Source organism: Citrobacter sp. Cu233, from assembly GCF_030332225.1.
GTDB lineage: Bacteria > Pseudomonadota > Gammaproteobacteria > Enterobacterales > Enterobacteriaceae > Citrobacter.
This window is the reverse complement of the sequence record NZ_JAOWIF010000033.1, coordinates 1-15,052: the sequence shown is the minus strand read 5'-3', so window position 1 is coordinate 15,052 and position 15,052 is coordinate 1. Positions and strand designations below refer to the sequence as shown.

The following is a 15,052-nucleotide window of genomic DNA, read 5'->3' as shown; positions in this document are numbered from 1 at the left end:
TTTTGCCATGCCATGGATCCAACTGAAACTGAACACAACGGGTGCTAACGCAGAAGAGTTAAGCGATGCACTGATGGAAGCAGGCGCTGTTTCCATCACTTTCCAGGATACGCATGATACGCCTGTGTTCGAGCCCCTGCCGGGTGAAACTCGCCTGTGGGGCGACACCGATGTCATTGGTCTGTTCGATGCCGAAACCGACATGAAAGAAGTGGTTGCTATTCTGGAACAGCACCCGCTGCTGGGCGAAGGCTTCGTGCATAAAATCGAACAGCTTGAAGATAAAGACTGGGAACGCGAATGGATGGACAATTTCCACCCCATGCGCTTTGGTGAACGTCTGTGGATTTGCCCGAGCTGGCGTGATGTCCCGGATGAGAACGCCGTCAATGTGATGCTGGACCCTGGTCTGGCGTTTGGCACAGGCACTCATCCAACGACCTCTCTGTGCCTGCAGTGGCTCGATGGTCTCGACCTTAACGGTAAAACAGTGATCGACTTTGGCTGCGGCTCCGGCATCCTGGCAATTGCAGCACTGAAACTCGGAGCAGCAAAAGCGATTGGTGTCGATATCGATCCGCAGGCCATTCAGGCAAGCCGCGATAACGCCCAGCGTAACGGCGTCTCCGAACGTCTGGAACTTTACCTGCCGCAGGACCAGCCAGACGCCATGAAAGCCGATGTGGTGGTCGCTAACATCCTGGCGGGCCCATTACGTGAACTGGCACCGTTAATCAGCGTCCTGCCCGTTGAAGGCGGTTTGCTGGGGCTTTCCGGGATCCTGGCCAGCCAGGCTGACAGTGTCTGCGAAGCCTATGCCGATCTCTTTACGCTCGATCCCGTCATCGAAAAAGAAGAGTGGTGTCGTATTACCGGCAAGAAAAAATAGTCCTTTCCCGTGGCCTCTCTGTAGGCCACGTTTTCCCTTTTTTTGTACCTCCCCCGCCGCCGCAACAACGCTAAAATAACCCACTTAACTCATTGAAATTAAAATATAAAATTACATTAATTATTCATTAGACGAATTGTATAAAAGCAACATTAGGTAGGCGGTGCTGCTGGCGCTAAGCATCATGCCTGCAACGGTTTTTGCATCTCACTGGGGTTACGGGGGAGAAGGTTCTCCAGAACACCGGGGCGCACTCAGTGAAGAGAACAAAACTTGCCAGACCGGGAGGAATCAATCCCCGATCAACATCGACACAGCGCTTCCAGCGTACCTCTCGCCGCTTAGCGTTCACGATACCGATGGGCCGGTCACGCTCATCAACAATGGTCATACCCTCCCGGCGGGTCTAAAGGCCTCGACCGATGATACTGTGGCCATTGATGGCACTACCGCTCAATGGCCGCGTGATTGTCGAGTAATCCTCAGAAAACCCTACGATCATGTTCTGAAATGAGAGCATAGTCACACTATGTCACAATAATCTGCTGATTAATTCAGCAGATTATCTTGTCATGCCGCCTGGCCTCGAAGAAAAAATGAGAAGTTACGCAAAATTATATGCGTATATAAAATCGACACATTTTTATAATACAATGATTTATATGATTAATTATTTTCACCCGCTCAGATTTACGGCAATTCATTGATCCACCTCAGTGGATTGGTCAAAGTTTGGCCTTTCATCTCATGCAAAAAATGCGTAATATACGCCGCCTTGCAGTCACAGTATGGTCATTTCTTAACTCATGCGCATCGGACAATATCAGCTCAGAAATCGCCTGATCGCAGCACCTATGGCTGGCATCACTGACAGACCATTCAGGACGCTGTGCTATGAGATGGGAGCAGGATTGACGGTATCCGAGATGATGTCTTCTAACCCGCAGGTTTGGGAAAGCGACAAATCTCGTTTACGAATGGTGCACGTTGATGAGCCAGGTATTCGCACGGTGCAAATTGCCGGTAGCGACCCTGTTGAGATGGCTGATGCCGCACGTATTAACGTGGAAAGCGGCGCCCAGATTATTGATATCAATATGGGGTGTCCGGCTAAAAAAGTGAATCGCAAGCTCGCAGGTTCAGCCCTCTTGCAGTACCCGGATTTAGTGAAATCGATACTAACCGAGGTCGTCAATGCAGTGGACGTTCCTGTCACACTCAAGATTCGCACCGGCTGGGCTCCGGAACACCGTAACTGCGTAGAGATTGCCCAACTGGCTGAAGACTGTGGCATTCAGGCTCTGACCATTCATGGACGCACCCGCGCCTGTTTGTTCAATGGAGATGCTGAGTACGACAGTATTCGGGCAGTTAAGCAGAAAGTTTCCATTCCGATTATCGCGAATGGCGACATTACTGACCCGCATAAAGCCAGAGCTGTACTCGACTATACGGGGGCGGATGCCCTGATGATAGGACGTGCAGCTCAGGGAAGACCCTGGATCTTTCGGGAAATCCAGCATTATCTGGACACTGGGGAGCTGCTGCCCCCGCTGCCTCTGGCAGAGGTGAAGCGCTTGCTTTGTGCGCATGTTCGGGAATTGCACGACTTTTATGGTCAGGCAAAAGGGTACCGAATAGCGCGTAAACACGTATCCTGGTATCTCCAGGAACACGCTCCAGATGACCAGTTTCGGCGCACATTCAACGCCATTGAAGATTCCAGCGAACAGCTGGCGGCGTTGGAGGCATACTTCGAAAATTTTGCGTAAACAGAAATAAAGAGCTGACAGAACTATGTTCGAACAACGCGTAAATTCTGACGTACTGACCGTTTCTACCGTTAACTCTCAGGATCAGGTAACTCAAAAACCCCTGCGTGACTCGGTTAAACAGGCACTGAAGAACTATTTTGCTCAATTGAATGGTCAGGATGTTAACGATCTCTATGAGCTGGTACTGGCTGAAGTAGAACAGCCCCTGTTGGACATGGTGATGCAATACACCCGCGGTAACCAGACCCGTGCTGCCCTGATGATGGGCATCAACCGTGGTACGCTGCGTAAAAAACTGAAAAAATACGGCATGAACTGATACTAATCAGCGAAATGTTTGTTTTAAAAGGCGCTACTCGGCATGGGGAAGCGCCTTTTTTATTCGCGTCACACGGAGGCTTTGGTGATGAAAGCAAGATGTGAACCTGTCTACTTTGGTGATGAATCAAAAAAGATAATCCAGGGTGATGCGCTAACTGAACTGAAAAAGCTGCCGTCTGAAAGCATCGATCTGATCTTTGCCGACCCGCCTTATAACATCGGGAAAGATTTTGACGGGTTGGTAGAATCCTGGGACGAAGAGAGCTTTCTGACCTGGCTGTTCGAGTGCATTGATGAATGCCATCGAATATTAAAGCCACAAGGCACCATGTACATCATGAACAGTACGGAAAACATGCCGTACATCGATCTCAAATGCCGACAGCTCTTTACCATCAAAAGCCGTATTGTATGGGCCTATGATAGCTCAGGAGTACAGGCCAAAAAGTACTTTGGCTCCATGTATGAACCGATCCTGATGATGGTCAAAGACCCAAAAAGTTATACATTTAACCGTGGTGATATTTTGGTTGAAGCGAAAACTGGGGCGAAACGCGCGCTGATCGATTACAGAAAGAACCCACCTCAACCTTACAATCATAAAAAAGTACCTGGTAATGTCTGGGAGTTTCCACGCGTTCGCTACCTGATGGATGAATACGAAAACCACCCAACCCAAAAGCCTAAAGCTCTGCTGGAACGCATCATTTTAGCCTCCTCGAATCCAAACGACTGGGTGTTAGATCCGTTCGCGGGTAGCTTCACTACCGGGGCAACCGCAGTGGATTTAGGGCGTCAGTTTGTCGGTATTGAAATCAATGATGAATACGTAAAAATGGGACTGCGGAGACTGCGTATTAGCTCCCATTTTTCAGAGGATGAGCTTGCAAAGGTGAAAAAGCGCAAGACGAAAAACTTGTCTAAAAAGAGTCGATTACCGGAAAAGAGCGGTGGAATTTCAGCAAAGTAAAAGCATTGTAAGTCTGCTTTTCAGCTTTTAGATTTCGTGTATATTCCCTGCACGCTTGGGCATGAATACACAGGATTTGGTAATGATTCGCAAGTATTGGTGGCTGGTTGTTTTTGCTGTCTTTGTTTTTCTTTTTGATGCACTACTCATTCAATGGATAGAGTTGATGACAACAGAGCACGACAAGTGCCGGAATATGAACTCAGTGAATCCCCTCAAGCTGGTCAATTGCGTCGACCTCGAATAGTGCGCCCGGTGGCTTACCGTTCTGTCACTGCCGTCAGTCCATGGCGGCAGAAACTAGCCAACCTGATCCTCCCCCTGAATCAATTGCAGCATACAGCCATCAGGGCTTAACATTTTTAATACATTATCGACTAATACAGGTGCTTGTTGGTAGAGATCATAACTCGCTGGATTCATTAACCAGTTTTTTATTATTCCGCTAAAACTACCATGCAAAATAATTATTATAACGTCTAAATCAAGGCTGGTAGCGATCAGATTGTTAACCGCACACTGCTGCAAAGACTCACGAATACTTTGGTGACTAATTCCTATTTTATCGCGAATCGTCTGTTCTGATATCATATCGTTATGAAATTCACATTTATGATATAAAATTTGCATTAATGCCTGCTGACGAGGGTTCTCAGCAATATATTGCAAACCTACAACTAATTTCTCACGCAACCGCTGTAAAGGATTATCGCCCCAACGACCAATGAGCTTTTCCTGAATAAGGTAGCGGAGAGGAGGCTGTTGTGACCATAGCTCATTAAACAGCTGGGTCTTATTTTCAAAATGCCAGTAAAGTGCCCCCCGTGTCACATTGGCGGCGTCCGCAATGTCGTTTAGCGTTGTATTGCTTACGCCGCGTGCGGCAAACTGCGCTATCGCGGTTTCAATCAGGAGCTGGCGCGTTTTGAGGGCATCAGCTTTCGTTTTTCTGGCCATAGTTCCGAATGCCTGAGACAGTGTAGAGAATGATTAACTTTCTTATTTAATATTTACTATACGGAATAAATATATCACCTGGCGATTGTTTAAACGAGTTCTAAACTATTTTATTGTGCTGATCACACACAAATAATCAAAACGAATAAACGACACCAATACATTCACCAATCAGATAATAATTTCAATATGTATTTATGCGCATCACAGTATTGCTATTAATGACATAATAAGTCGGTAGCCGATTGCTCTTTTTTTGTTTTTACGTGCCGTGTATCGCACCCATAAATAATTATTGCTTACATCGCAAGCTAATAATTTGTAGGATAGCCAACTATTATTTTCTATGCACGTTATCTCCCTTGCCTCACCCGGTAAATAACGAGCTTTCGGTTTTTTAAGGAAAAGTAATGACGAAAAATGCCAGGTTCTCACTCCTGCCCTCATTCATCATCATCTCCGCTGCATTACTCGCCGGTTGTAACGATCAGGGGGATACACAAGCTCATCCTGCCGAGCCACAGGTTACTGTCCATGTCGTTGAGTCGGGTCCTTTAGCTGTGACAACTGAATTGCCGGGACGAACGACCTCATTCCGTATTGCTGAAGTCCGCCCTCAGGTCAGTGGGATTGTCCTTAAACGGAATTTCACCGAAGGGGGTGATGTTGAAGCAGGTCAATCGCTCTATCAGATCGATCCCGCAACCTACCAGGCTGACTATGACAGCGCCAAAGGTGAGCTGGCGAAGAGTGAAGCGGCTGCTGCAATTGCGCATTTAACCGTGAAACGCTACATCCCGCTGGTCGGCACAAAGTACATCAGCCAACAAGAGTACGATCAGGCCATTGCTGATGCACGTCAGGCAGATGCTTCTGTTACTGCAGCAAAAGCAGCCGTTGAAAGCGCTCGCATTAATCTTGCCTACACCAAAGTCACATCACCCATTAGCGGGCGTATCGGTAAATCCAACGTCACTGAAGGGGCGCTGGTCACCAATGGCCAGGCAGCAGAGTTAGCTACCGTTCAGCAACTTGATCCTATTTATGTCGATGTCACGCAGTCCAGCAACGACTTCATGCGCCTCAAGCAATCCATTGAACAAGGTAGCCTGCATAAAGACAGCACCAGCAGCACTGTTGAACTGGTGATGGAAAATGGCCAGTCCTACCCACTGAAAGGCTCTTTGCAATTTTCTGACGTGACGGTTGATGAAAGCACCGGTTCCATCACCCTCAGAGCCGTATTCCCTAACCCGCAGCACACCCTGTTACCGGGCATGTTTGTTCGGGCGCGTATCGATGAAGGTGTACAGCCCAATGCCATTCTCGTTCCACAACAAGGTGTAACGCGTACTCCGCGTGGTGATGCCACAGTGATGCTCGTTAACGACAAGAGTCAGGTTGAGTCTCGTGCCGTTGTCGCAGCACAAGCCATTGGCGACAAATGGCTGATTAGCGACGGTTTAAAACCCGGCGATAAAGTCATCGTGAGCGGCTTACAGAAAGCACGTCCTGGCGTGCAGGTTAAAGCCACTACCGATGCCCCGGCAGCAACTGCGGCGCAATAAGGTAAGCGGACATGGCAAACTTTTTTATTAGGCGACCTATCTTTGCCTGGGTGCTGGCCATCATTCTGATGATGGCAGGCGCTTTGGCGATCATGCAACTGCCCGTGGCGCAGTACCCTACCATCGCGCCCCCTGCCGTAGCAATTTCCGCAACCTATCCGGGGGCGGATGCGCAGACGGTACAGGACACAGTAACGCAGGTTATCGAACAGAACATGAACGGTATCGATAACCTGATGTATATGTCCTCCACCAGCGATTCCGCCGGGAGCGTGACCATTACACTGACGTTCCAGTCTGGGACCGACCCTGATATCGCGCAGGTCCAGGTGCAAAATAAATTGCAGCTCGCCACACCGCTTCTGCCGCAGGAAGTCCAGCAGCAGGGTATCAGTGTTGAGAAATCGAGTAGCAGCTTTTTGATGGTTGCGGGTTTTGTTTCTGACAATCCGCAAACTACGCAGGATGACATCTCCGATTACGTTGCCTCTAACGTTAAAGACACCATCAGTCGTCTGAACGGCGTTGGCGATGTGCAGCTGTTTGGTGCTCAGTACGCCATGCGCATCTGGCTGGATGCAAACTTGCTGAACAAGTACAAACTCACACCAGTCGATGTCATTAATCAGTTAAAAGTACAGAACGATCAGATAGCCGCAGGTCAGTTAGGCGGTACACCGGCATTACCTGATCAGCAGCTTAATGCCTCGATCATTGCGCAAACACGCCTGAAAGATCCAGAAGAGTTCGGCAAAGTTACCTTACGTGTGAACAGTGATGGATCTGTTGTACATCTGAAAGATGTCGCGCGTATTGAGCTGGGCGGTGAAAACTATAATGTTGTTGCTCGCATTAACGGTAAGCCAGCATCCGGTCTCGGTATTAAACTGGCAACCGGGGCGAACGCGCTGGATACCGCTAACGCCATCAAAGCCAAGCTGGTTGAGCTGCAACCCTTCTTCCCGCAGGGAATGAAGGTCGTCTATCCGTACGACACGACGCCGTTTGTTACGATCTCTATTCACGAAGTGGTAAAAACGCTTTTTGAAGCGATCGTGCTGGTCTTCCTGGTTATGTATTTGTTCCTGCAAAACATCCGGGCAACGCTCATTCCGACCATCGCCGTCCCCGTCGTATTGTTGGGAACATTTGCCGTCCTTGCCGCGTTTGGCTACTCGATAAATACCCTAACGATGTTCGGGATGGTGCTCGCCATCGGCTTGTTGGTTGATGACGCGATAGTCGTGGTGGAAAACGTAGAACGAGTGATGATGGAAGATAATCTACCGCCGAAAGAGGCGACAGAAAAATCCATGTCACAAATTCAGGGGGCCCTGGTCGGTATCGCCATGGTGCTGTCAGCGGTATTTATCCCAATGGCCTTCTTTGGCGGTTCCACTGGGGCAATTTACCGACAGTTCTCAATCACTATTGTTTCAGCAATGGCGCTTTCCGTGCTGGTCGCATTGATTCTGACTCCGGCACTGTGTGCAACATTACTGAAGCCAGTCTCTGCAAATCATCACGAGAAAAAAAGCGGCTTCTTTGGTTGGTTTAACGCCAAATTTGACCACAGCGTCAACCATTACACCAATAGCGTCAGCGGAATCATTCGCAAAACGGGGCGTTACCTGGTGGTGTATCTGGTCATTGTGATTGGGATGGCGGTGCTATTCATGCGCCTTCCAACCTCTTTCCTGCCAGAGGAAGATCAGGGCGTATTCCTGACAATGATTCAGCTCCCGGCAGGTGCAACTCAAGAGCGTACCCAGAAAGTGCTGGATCAGGTCACTCACTACTATTTGAACAATGAAAAAGCCAACGTCGAGAGTGTTTTTACAGTTAACGGCTTTAGCTTCAGCGGTCAGGGACAAAACTCAGGGATGGCGTTCGTCAGCCTCAAACCCTGGGAAGAACGTAGCGGTAGCGAAAATAACGTTGAATCCGTTATTGCCCGCGCAACCCGGGCATTTAGTCAGATTCGCGATGGTTTAGTCTTCCCCTTCAACATGCCTGCCATTGTTGAACTGGGTACGGCAACCGGTTTTGACTTTGAACTCATTGACCAGGGCGGGCTGGGACATGCCGCACTAACGCAAGCACGTAACCAGCTGATGGGCATGGTTGCAAAACACCCTGACCTGCTGGTACGCGTACGCCCTAACGGTCTTGAGGATACCGCGCAATTCAAGCTGGATGTCGATCAGGAAAAAGCACAAGCACTGGGGGTTTCGTTATCTGATATCAACGAAACCATCTCTGCCGCATTGGGTGGCTATTATGTCAATGACTTCATTGACCGTGGCCGCGTGAAAAAAGTGTATGTCCAGGCAGATGCTAAATTCCGTATGTTGCCGGAGGACATCAATAATCTGTATGTCCGCAGTACCAATGGCGAAATGGTGCCCTTTTCTACATTCAGTTCAGCACATTGGATTTACGGCTCGCCACGACTGGAACGCTACAATGGTATGCCATCGATGGAGTTGCTGGGAGAAGCTGCACCAGGCAGGAGTACCGGTGAGGCAATGGCCTTGATGGAAAGCCTTGCGGAAAAACTACCAAATGGTATCGGTCATGACTGGACGGGAATGTCCTATCAGGAACGACTGTCAGGTAACCAGGCTCCGGCGCTGTATGCCATCTCGCTGATCGTAGTCTTCCTTTGCCTTGCGGCATTGTATGAAAGCTGGTCGATTCCATTCTCTGTCATGCTTGTTGTACCGCTCGGTGTTGTTGGAGCATTGCTGGCAGCGTCACTTCGCGGGATGAATAACGACGTGTACTTCCAGGTGGGCCTGTTAACGACCATCGGACTCTCTGCCAAAAACGCCATCCTGATCGTCGAATTTGCCAAAGACCTGATGGACAAAGAAGGCAAAGGGTTGATCGAAGCCACTCTTGAGGCTTCCCGCATGCGTCTTCGCCCTATCCTGATGACATCCCTGGCGTTTATTCTCGGGGTTATGCCTCTGGTTATCAGCCATGGTGCAGGTAGCGGTGCGCAGAATGCTGTTGGTACCGGTGTTATGGGGGGGATGCTCACCGCAACATTGTTAGCGATCTTCTTCGTTCCCGTCTTCTTCGTTGTCGTTAAACGGCGTTTTAGCCGGCACCACGAATAATTTGTAAAATAAAGGCGTCCATGGGCGCCTTTTTACATGATGATGAGTTCTTTATTTATTAATAAGATAGACATTTAATTCTGCTGAAACATTGCAGAAAGAACTTTCAGGTGCGCCCATTTTATCCATTATTTTTACAATCCACATGAATTGAGATTATTCCTCATGTCAGTCTTTTTTTAAGCAGTGGTAAAATAGCGGTCGAGTTCGCAGATGGCTGAGCGTTTACCTTTGCTCAATTAGCGAAACGCTTATTTTTGAGGTAACACCATGAAAAGATTAATACCCGTTGCACTGCTTACCGCATTACTGGCTGGCTGTGCACACGATTCCCCTTGCGTGCCTGTCTATGACGATCAAGGGCGTCTGGTTCATACCAATACCTGTATGAAAGGCACCACGCAGGATAACTGGGAAACGGCAGGAGCGATAGCCGGTGGTGCAGCCGCTGTTGCCGGCTTGACGCTTGGGATAGTTGCCTTGACGAAATAAATCATCATAAAAGCGCGGCCGTTGCCGCGCTTTTAGCAATAATGATTAAATCTTTATATAAGACAAAACGTTGATTCATGGCATCATTCATAAAATAAAATTATTATGGATTCTCTTCACATATCCACGACCTAAAATTAGCATTTTCTCTATTCTTCGTTACAACGCATATCCCTTTCATTATTCTCACGCTAAAGGTATTCACGCCCGAAATTGTTATCTTGCGTCCTGTCTGAAAATTAATTTTTTGCGCTGAAATGTGGCTTACGTTTCAATTTTGCACCACTTCAGGGCGCTGCATTTATTTTTTCCTGTCTACACTCTGCATATTGCGTCGAATAATCGTGCGCAAAAACCTGGCACTACCTTTGCTTAGAAGAGTATGGCCAAAGCCACAGACAGGTAAAAGACGTTTGTAGAACGTTTCCATAACAATAATTCCACCACACAGGATGCTCTATGAAAAAGATGATAATAGCCAGCCTGGCTGCGGCCGGCGTGCTGCTTGCGGTCGCAAATCAGGCACATGCCGGCGCAACTCTTGATGCCGTAAAGAAAAAAGGTTTTGTGCAATGTGGTATCAGTGATGGCCTGCCTGGTTTTTCTTACGCCGATGCAAGCGGTAAATTCTCTGGTATTGATGTCGATGTATGTCGTGGCGTTGCCGCTGCCGTATTTGGTGATGACAGCAAAGTAAAATATACCCCACTCACCGCCAAAGAACGCTTCACCGCGTTACAGTCTGGTGAGGTCGATATGCTTTCCCGTAATACCACATGGACTTCCTCTCGTGATGCGGGGATGGGCATGTCTTTCACCGGTGTAACCTATTACGACGGCATTGGTTTTCTCACCCATAATAAAGCGGGTCTGAAGAGCGCTAAAGAACTGGATGGCGCTACGGTTTGTATTCAGGCAGGAACAGATACTGAACTGAATGTGGCCGACTACTTTAAAGCCAATAACATGAAGTATACCCCTGTCACCTTTGACCGTTCTGATGAGTCCGCTAAAGCGCTGGAGTCAGGGCGCTGCGATACACTGGCTTCCGACCAGTCTCAGTTGTACGCCCTGCGGATCAAACTGAGCAACCCCGCAGAATGGATTGTACTGCCAGAAGTGATTTCTAAAGAACCACTGGGACCAGTCGTGCGTCGTGGTGACGACGAGTGGTTCTCGATTGTTCGCTGGACATTGTTCGCTATGCTGAACGCCGAAGAGATGGGTGTTAACTCGAAAAATGTTGACGAAAAAGCAGCCAATCCTGCAACACCGGATATGGCGCACCTGTTAGGTAAAGAGGGCGACTATGGCAAGGATCTGAAACTTGATAACAAATGGGCTTACAACATTATCAAGCAGGTAGGTAACTACTCGGAGATCTTTGAACGTAACGTTGGATCGGAAAGCCCGCTGAAGATCAAGCGTGGACAGAACAACCTCTGGAATAACGGTGGCATTCAGTATGCACCACCCGTGCGCTAATGCACAGTGACGCAACGAGCGCCGCAACTGCGGCGCTCAGCCCAGAGTCATAGTTACCGAGGTTTTCTTATGCCCCATCGCCGCTCAAACGTAAAAGGATCGTTATCCTTTTCTAACCCTGCGGTCCGCGCCTGGTTATTTCAAATACTCGCTGTTATTGCAGTCGTTAGCATTGCTGTCTATCTCATTCATAACACCATTAATAACCTAAGCAGTCGCGGTATTACCTCGGGATTTTCTTTTCTCGATCGCAGTGCCGGATTTGGCATTGTCCAGCATCTGATTGATTACGAGCAGGGCGATACATACGGTCGGGTCTTTCTTGTCGGTCTGCTCAATACGCTATTAGTCTCCGCATTGTGCATTGTTTTCGCATCGTTTCTCGGCTTTTTTCTCGGACTGGCACGGCTGTCTGATAACTGGTTACTGCGCAAGCTCTCGACGATTTATATCGAAACGTTCCGCAATATCCCGCCATTGCTGCAGATCTTCTTTTGGTATTTTGCCGTATTACGGAATTTGCCCGGACCGCGGCAGGCTGTCAGTACCCTGGATCTGGTCTTTCTGAGCAATCGTGGGCTCTACATTCCGGCACCACAGATGGGAGAAGGTCTGATTACCTTCTGTGCCGCAATCGTGATTGCCGCCATCATCACCATTGGGTTATTTCGCTTCAACAAAATGCACCAGACCAAAACAGGCCAGTTACGCCGAACATGGCCTACGGCTCTGGCCCTGATCGTGTTTCTACCGATGATTTCACATTGGATTTTCGGTGCGGCGCTGCACTGGGATATCCCTGAACTGCGCGGGTTTAACTTCCGTGGCGGTATGGTGCTTATTCCAGAATTGGCTGCCCTGACACTGGCGCTTTCTGTATACACCTCTGCATTTATTGCAGAAATTATCCGGGCGGGGATTCAGGCAGTCCCTTATGGTCAACATGAAGCAGCACGTTCTCTGGGCTTACCAAACCGGGTAACTCTGCGGCAGGTCATCATCCCACAGGCGTTGCGTGTCATTATTCCCCCACTGACGAGTCAGTATCTGAATATCGTCAAGAACTCCTCTCTCGCAGCCGCCATTGGCTACCCGGATATGGTGTCATTGTTTGCCGGTACTGTGCTCAATCAAACAGGACAGGCCATCGAAACTATCGCCATCACCATGTCGGTTTACTTGATCATCAGCCTGAGTATCTCTCTGTTGATGAATATTTATAACCGCCGTATCGCACTGATTGAGCGCTAAGGAGCCATGATGACAAAAGCACTGCTGTCTCGCCCCGCGCGCCCGAGCAGTAACCAGGCAAGTCGCATTCTATTTTGGGTACGTAAAAACCTGTTCTCTAGTTGGTCAAACAGCCTGCTCACATTGCTATGTGTATGGCTTATTTGGTCGTTCCTTCCCCCGCTATTGAACTGGGCATTCCTGCAGGCCAACTGGGTCGGTTCTACCCGGGCCGATTGTACAAAAGCAGGGGCTTGTTGGGTGTTCATCCATGAGCGCTTTGGGCAATTTATGTATGGACTGTATCCACACGATCAACGCTGGCGCGTAAATCTGGCCCTGATTATTGGTCTGCTTTCCATCATCCCGATGTTCTTGAAAACCATCCCCCATCGTGGCCGCTATATCGCCATCTGGGCGGTGGTGTATCCCCTTACCGTCTGGTGGCTGATGTACGGTGGTGTTCTCGGGATTGAGCGAGTAGAAACCCGGCAGTGGGGAGGATTAACACTGACGCTGATTATCGCCTCCGTGGGTATCGCGGGCGCACTTCCATGGGGAATTTTGCTGGCGTTAGGCCGCCGTTCTCATATGCCGATCGTACGTGTTTTATCGGTCATTTTCATTGAGTTCTGGCGTGGTGTACCGCTTATAACCGTCCTGTTTATGTCCTCAGTCATGCTCCCGCTATTTATGTCGGAGGGTACAACTATCGACAAACTTATTCGGGCACTGGTAGGCGTCATTCTTTTCCAGTCAGCCTATGTTGCTGAAGTGGTACGCGGAGGATTACAGGCCTTACCAAAAGGTCAGTATGAAGCAGCTGAATCACTGGCACTCGGGTACTGGAAAACGCAGGGGTTGGTGATCCTTCCACAGGCACTGAAGCTGGTCATTCCCGGTTTGGTCAATACCATTATCGCGCTATTCAAGGATACCAGCCTGGTCATCATCATCGGCCTGTTTGATCTTTTTAGCAGCGTCCAGCAAGCAACTGTCGATCCGGCCTGGCTGGGGATGTCGACAGAGGGATATGTTTTCGCTGCTCTGATTTACTGGGTTTTCTGTTTCAGCATGTCGCGCTATAGCCAGCATCTGGAAAAACGTTTTAACACCGGGCGGACACCGCACTGAGGAATTTATGAGCAAAATAGTAATGCCGTCCACTGACGCGATGATTACGCTGGAAAACGTCAACAAATGGTATGGGCAGTTTCATGTCCTGAAAAATATCAACCTGCAGGTAAAACAGGGAGAGCGTATCGTATTGTGCGGACCTTCTGGTTCCGGAAAATCGACGACTATCCGCTGTATTAACCATCTGGAAGAACATCAGCAAGGGCGTATTGTCGTGGATGGAATTGAACTCAACGAAGATATCCGCAATATTGAACGTGTCAGACAGGAAGTTGGCATGGTCTTCCAGCACTTTAATCTCTTCCCTCATTTAACGGTTCTGCAAAACTGCACACTGGCCCCTATTTGGGTGCAAAAGATGCCGAAGAAAGAAGCTGAAGTGCTGGCAATGCACTACCTTGAACGAGTACGCATTGCTGAACATGCCCATAAGTATCCCGGGCAAATTTCCGGTGGCCAACAACAGCGTGTCGCCATTGCGCGTTCGCTGTGCATGAAACCCAAAATCATGCTGTTTGACGAGCCCACGTCAGCGTTAGATCCCGAGATGGTAAAGGAAGTGCTGGATACGATGATTGGCCTGGCGCAATCGGGAATGACAATGCTGTGTGTCACACATGAAATGGGGTTTGCCCGCACGGTAGCGGATCGGGTGATCTTTATGGATCTTGGTGAGATTGTCGAACAGGCGCCTCCAGATGAGTTTTTTGCCAATCCACGATCTGAACGCACACGTGCGTTTTTATCGCAGGTAATACATTAAAGTCGTTGGCCGGATAAAGATCCGGCCGTTTTTTGATACGCATGAACGCAAAAAGGCCATCCTTTCGGATGGCCTTTTCACTTATTTGATGTCTGGCAGTTTATGGCGGTCGTCCTGCCCGCCACCCTTCGGGCCGTTGCTTCGCAACGTTCAAATCCGCTCCCGGCGGATTTGTCCTACTCCGGAGAGCGTTCACCGACAGACCACAGATAAAACAAAAGGCCCAGTCTTTCGACTGAGCCTTTTGTTTTATTTGATGTCTGGCAGTTCCCTACTCTCGCATGGGGAGACCCCACACTACCATCGGCGCTACGGCGTTTCACTTCTGAGTTCGGCATGG

At 49.0% G+C, this 15,052-nt stretch carries 13 protein-coding genes, 1 rRNA gene and 1 pseudogene; 13 read left to right on the top strand and 2 right to left on the bottom strand.

From position 1 onward, the window contains the following. Positions 1-7 precede the first annotated feature (7 nt). From prmA to OGX95_RS10205, 6 genes and pseudogenes are all read left to right on the top strand, one after another. Positions 8-889, top strand: coding sequence for a 50S ribosomal protein L11 methyltransferase (gene prmA, locus OGX95_RS10230; protein ID WP_286629352.1), 882 nt, complete (start codon positions 8-10; stop codon positions 887-889). Between the two features lie 184 nt (positions 890-1,073). Next, positions 1,074-1,337 (top strand): annotated as a pseudogene (locus tag OGX95_RS10225) (carbonic anhydrase family protein); the annotation flags it as partial. A gap of 358 nt (positions 1,338-1,695) precedes the next feature. Next, positions 1,696-2,661 carry a tRNA dihydrouridine synthase DusB gene (gene dusB / locus OGX95_RS10220; protein WP_003025224.1) on the top strand — a complete coding sequence of 322 codons (966 nt, stop codon included), beginning with the start codon at positions 1,696-1,698 and terminating at the stop codon, positions 2,659-2,661. A 25-nt stretch (positions 2,662-2,686) separates the two neighbouring features. After that, positions 2,687-2,983, top strand: a complete 297-nt coding sequence (gene fis / locus OGX95_RS10215) for a DNA-binding transcriptional regulator Fis (protein WP_000462905.1) — start codon at positions 2,687-2,689, stop codon at positions 2,981-2,983. Between the two features lie 87 nt (positions 2,984-3,070). Then, positions 3,071-3,955: an adenine-specific DNA-methyltransferase gene (yhdJ, locus tag OGX95_RS10210; RefSeq protein WP_286629717.1), complete on the top strand. Its 885-nt coding sequence runs from the start codon at positions 3,071-3,073 to the stop codon at positions 3,953-3,955. An 82-nt stretch (positions 3,956-4,037) separates the two neighbouring features. Continuing rightward, the gene (locus tag OGX95_RS10205) at positions 4,038-4,202 is read left to right on the top strand and encodes a DUF2556 family protein (RefSeq protein WP_003025279.1); all 165 of its coding nucleotides are present in this window, start codon (positions 4,038-4,040) and stop codon (positions 4,200-4,202) included. Between the two features lie 53 nt (positions 4,203-4,255). Here the strand turns inward: OGX95_RS10205 and envR are convergent, their stop codons facing one another. Next, positions 4,256-4,912, bottom strand: a complete 657-nt coding sequence (envR, locus tag OGX95_RS10200) for an acrEF/envCD operon transcriptional regulator (RefSeq protein WP_286629350.1) — start codon at positions 4,910-4,912, stop codon at positions 4,256-4,258. 410 nt (positions 4,913-5,322) lie between these two features. Here envR and OGX95_RS10195 point away from each other — a divergent pair, with 410 nt between their 5' ends. From OGX95_RS10195 to OGX95_RS10165, 7 genes are all read left to right on the top strand, one after another. Then, positions 5,323-6,480 (top strand): efflux RND transporter periplasmic adaptor subunit, encoded by a 1,158-nt coding sequence (locus OGX95_RS10195; RefSeq protein ID WP_286629349.1) that lies wholly within the window; start codon positions 5,323-5,325, stop codon positions 6,478-6,480. Positions 6,481-6,491: 11 nt separating this feature from the next. Further along, a complete protein-coding gene (locus tag OGX95_RS10190; RefSeq protein ID WP_286629348.1) occupies positions 6,492-9,605 on the top strand; it encodes an efflux RND transporter permease subunit in 3,114 nt (1,037 codons plus the stop codon). A gap of 270 nt (positions 9,606-9,875) precedes the next feature. Next, positions 9,876-10,097 carry a putative periplasmic lipoprotein gene (locus OGX95_RS10185; RefSeq protein ID WP_048213468.1) on the top strand — a complete coding sequence of 74 codons (222 nt, stop codon included), beginning with the start codon at positions 9,876-9,878 and terminating at the stop codon, positions 10,095-10,097. Positions 10,098-10,556: 459 nt separating this feature from the next. Continuing rightward, positions 10,557-11,582 carry an amino acid ABC transporter substrate-binding protein gene (locus OGX95_RS10180; protein WP_202037597.1) on the top strand — a complete coding sequence of 342 codons (1,026 nt, stop codon included), beginning with the start codon at positions 10,557-10,559 and terminating at the stop codon, positions 11,580-11,582. 69 nt (positions 11,583-11,651) lie between these two features. Next, positions 11,652-12,833, top strand: coding sequence for an amino acid ABC transporter permease (locus OGX95_RS10175; RefSeq protein ID WP_286629347.1), 1,182 nt, complete (start codon positions 11,652-11,654; stop codon positions 12,831-12,833). A 9-nt stretch (positions 12,834-12,842) separates the two neighbouring features. Beyond that, a complete protein-coding gene (locus tag OGX95_RS10170; RefSeq protein ID WP_286629715.1) occupies positions 12,843-13,946 on the top strand; it encodes an amino acid ABC transporter permease in 1,104 nt (367 codons plus the stop codon). 7 nt (positions 13,947-13,953) lie between these two features. Next, on the top strand, positions 13,954-14,712 hold the full coding sequence (locus OGX95_RS10165) for an amino acid ABC transporter ATP-binding protein (RefSeq protein WP_286629346.1): 759 nt from the start codon (positions 13,954-13,956) through the stop codon (positions 14,710-14,712). Between the two features lie 258 nt (positions 14,713-14,970). Here OGX95_RS10165 and rrf read toward each other — a convergent pair. Continuing rightward, positions 14,971-15,052, bottom strand: a 5S ribosomal RNA gene (rrf, locus tag OGX95_RS23010); the annotation flags it as partial.

Bases quoted from the DNA above. Each gene is read 5' to 3' on its own strand.
- yhdJ (WP_286629717.1), top strand. From the start codon at position 3,071: ATGAAAGCAAGATGTGAACCTGTCTACTTTGGTGATGAATCAAAAAAG.
- envR (WP_286629350.1), bottom strand. From the start codon at position 4,912: ATGGCCAGAAAAACGAAAGCTGATGCCCTCAAAACGCGCCAGCTCCTG.
- OGX95_RS10190 (WP_286629348.1), top strand. From the start codon at position 6,492: ATGGCAAACTTTTTTATTAGGCGACCTATCTTTGCCTGGGTGCTGGCC.
- OGX95_RS10195 (WP_286629349.1), top strand. From the start codon at position 5,323: ATGACGAAAAATGCCAGGTTCTCACTCCTGCCCTCATTCATCATCATC.
- fis (WP_000462905.1), top strand. From the start codon at position 2,687: ATGTTCGAACAACGCGTAAATTCTGACGTACTGACCGTTTCTACCGTT.
- OGX95_RS10205 (WP_003025279.1), top strand. From the start codon at position 4,038: ATGATTCGCAAGTATTGGTGGCTGGTTGTTTTTGCTGTCTTTGTTTTT.
- OGX95_RS10185 (WP_048213468.1), top strand. From the start codon at position 9,876: ATGAAAAGATTAATACCCGTTGCACTGCTTACCGCATTACTGGCTGGC.
- OGX95_RS10165 (WP_286629346.1), top strand. From the start codon at position 13,954: ATGAGCAAAATAGTAATGCCGTCCACTGACGCGATGATTACGCTGGAA.
- OGX95_RS10175 (WP_286629347.1), top strand. From the start codon at position 11,652: ATGCCCCATCGCCGCTCAAACGTAAAAGGATCGTTATCCTTTTCTAAC.
- prmA (WP_286629352.1), top strand. From the start codon at position 8: ATGCCATGGATCCAACTGAAACTGAACACAACGGGTGCTAACGCAGAA.
- OGX95_RS10170 (WP_286629715.1), top strand. From the start codon at position 12,843: ATGACAAAAGCACTGCTGTCTCGCCCCGCGCGCCCGAGCAGTAACCAG.
- OGX95_RS10180 (WP_202037597.1), top strand. From the start codon at position 10,557: ATGAAAAAGATGATAATAGCCAGCCTGGCTGCGGCCGGCGTGCTGCTT.
- dusB (WP_003025224.1), top strand. From the start codon at position 1,696: ATGCGCATCGGACAATATCAGCTCAGAAATCGCCTGATCGCAGCACCT.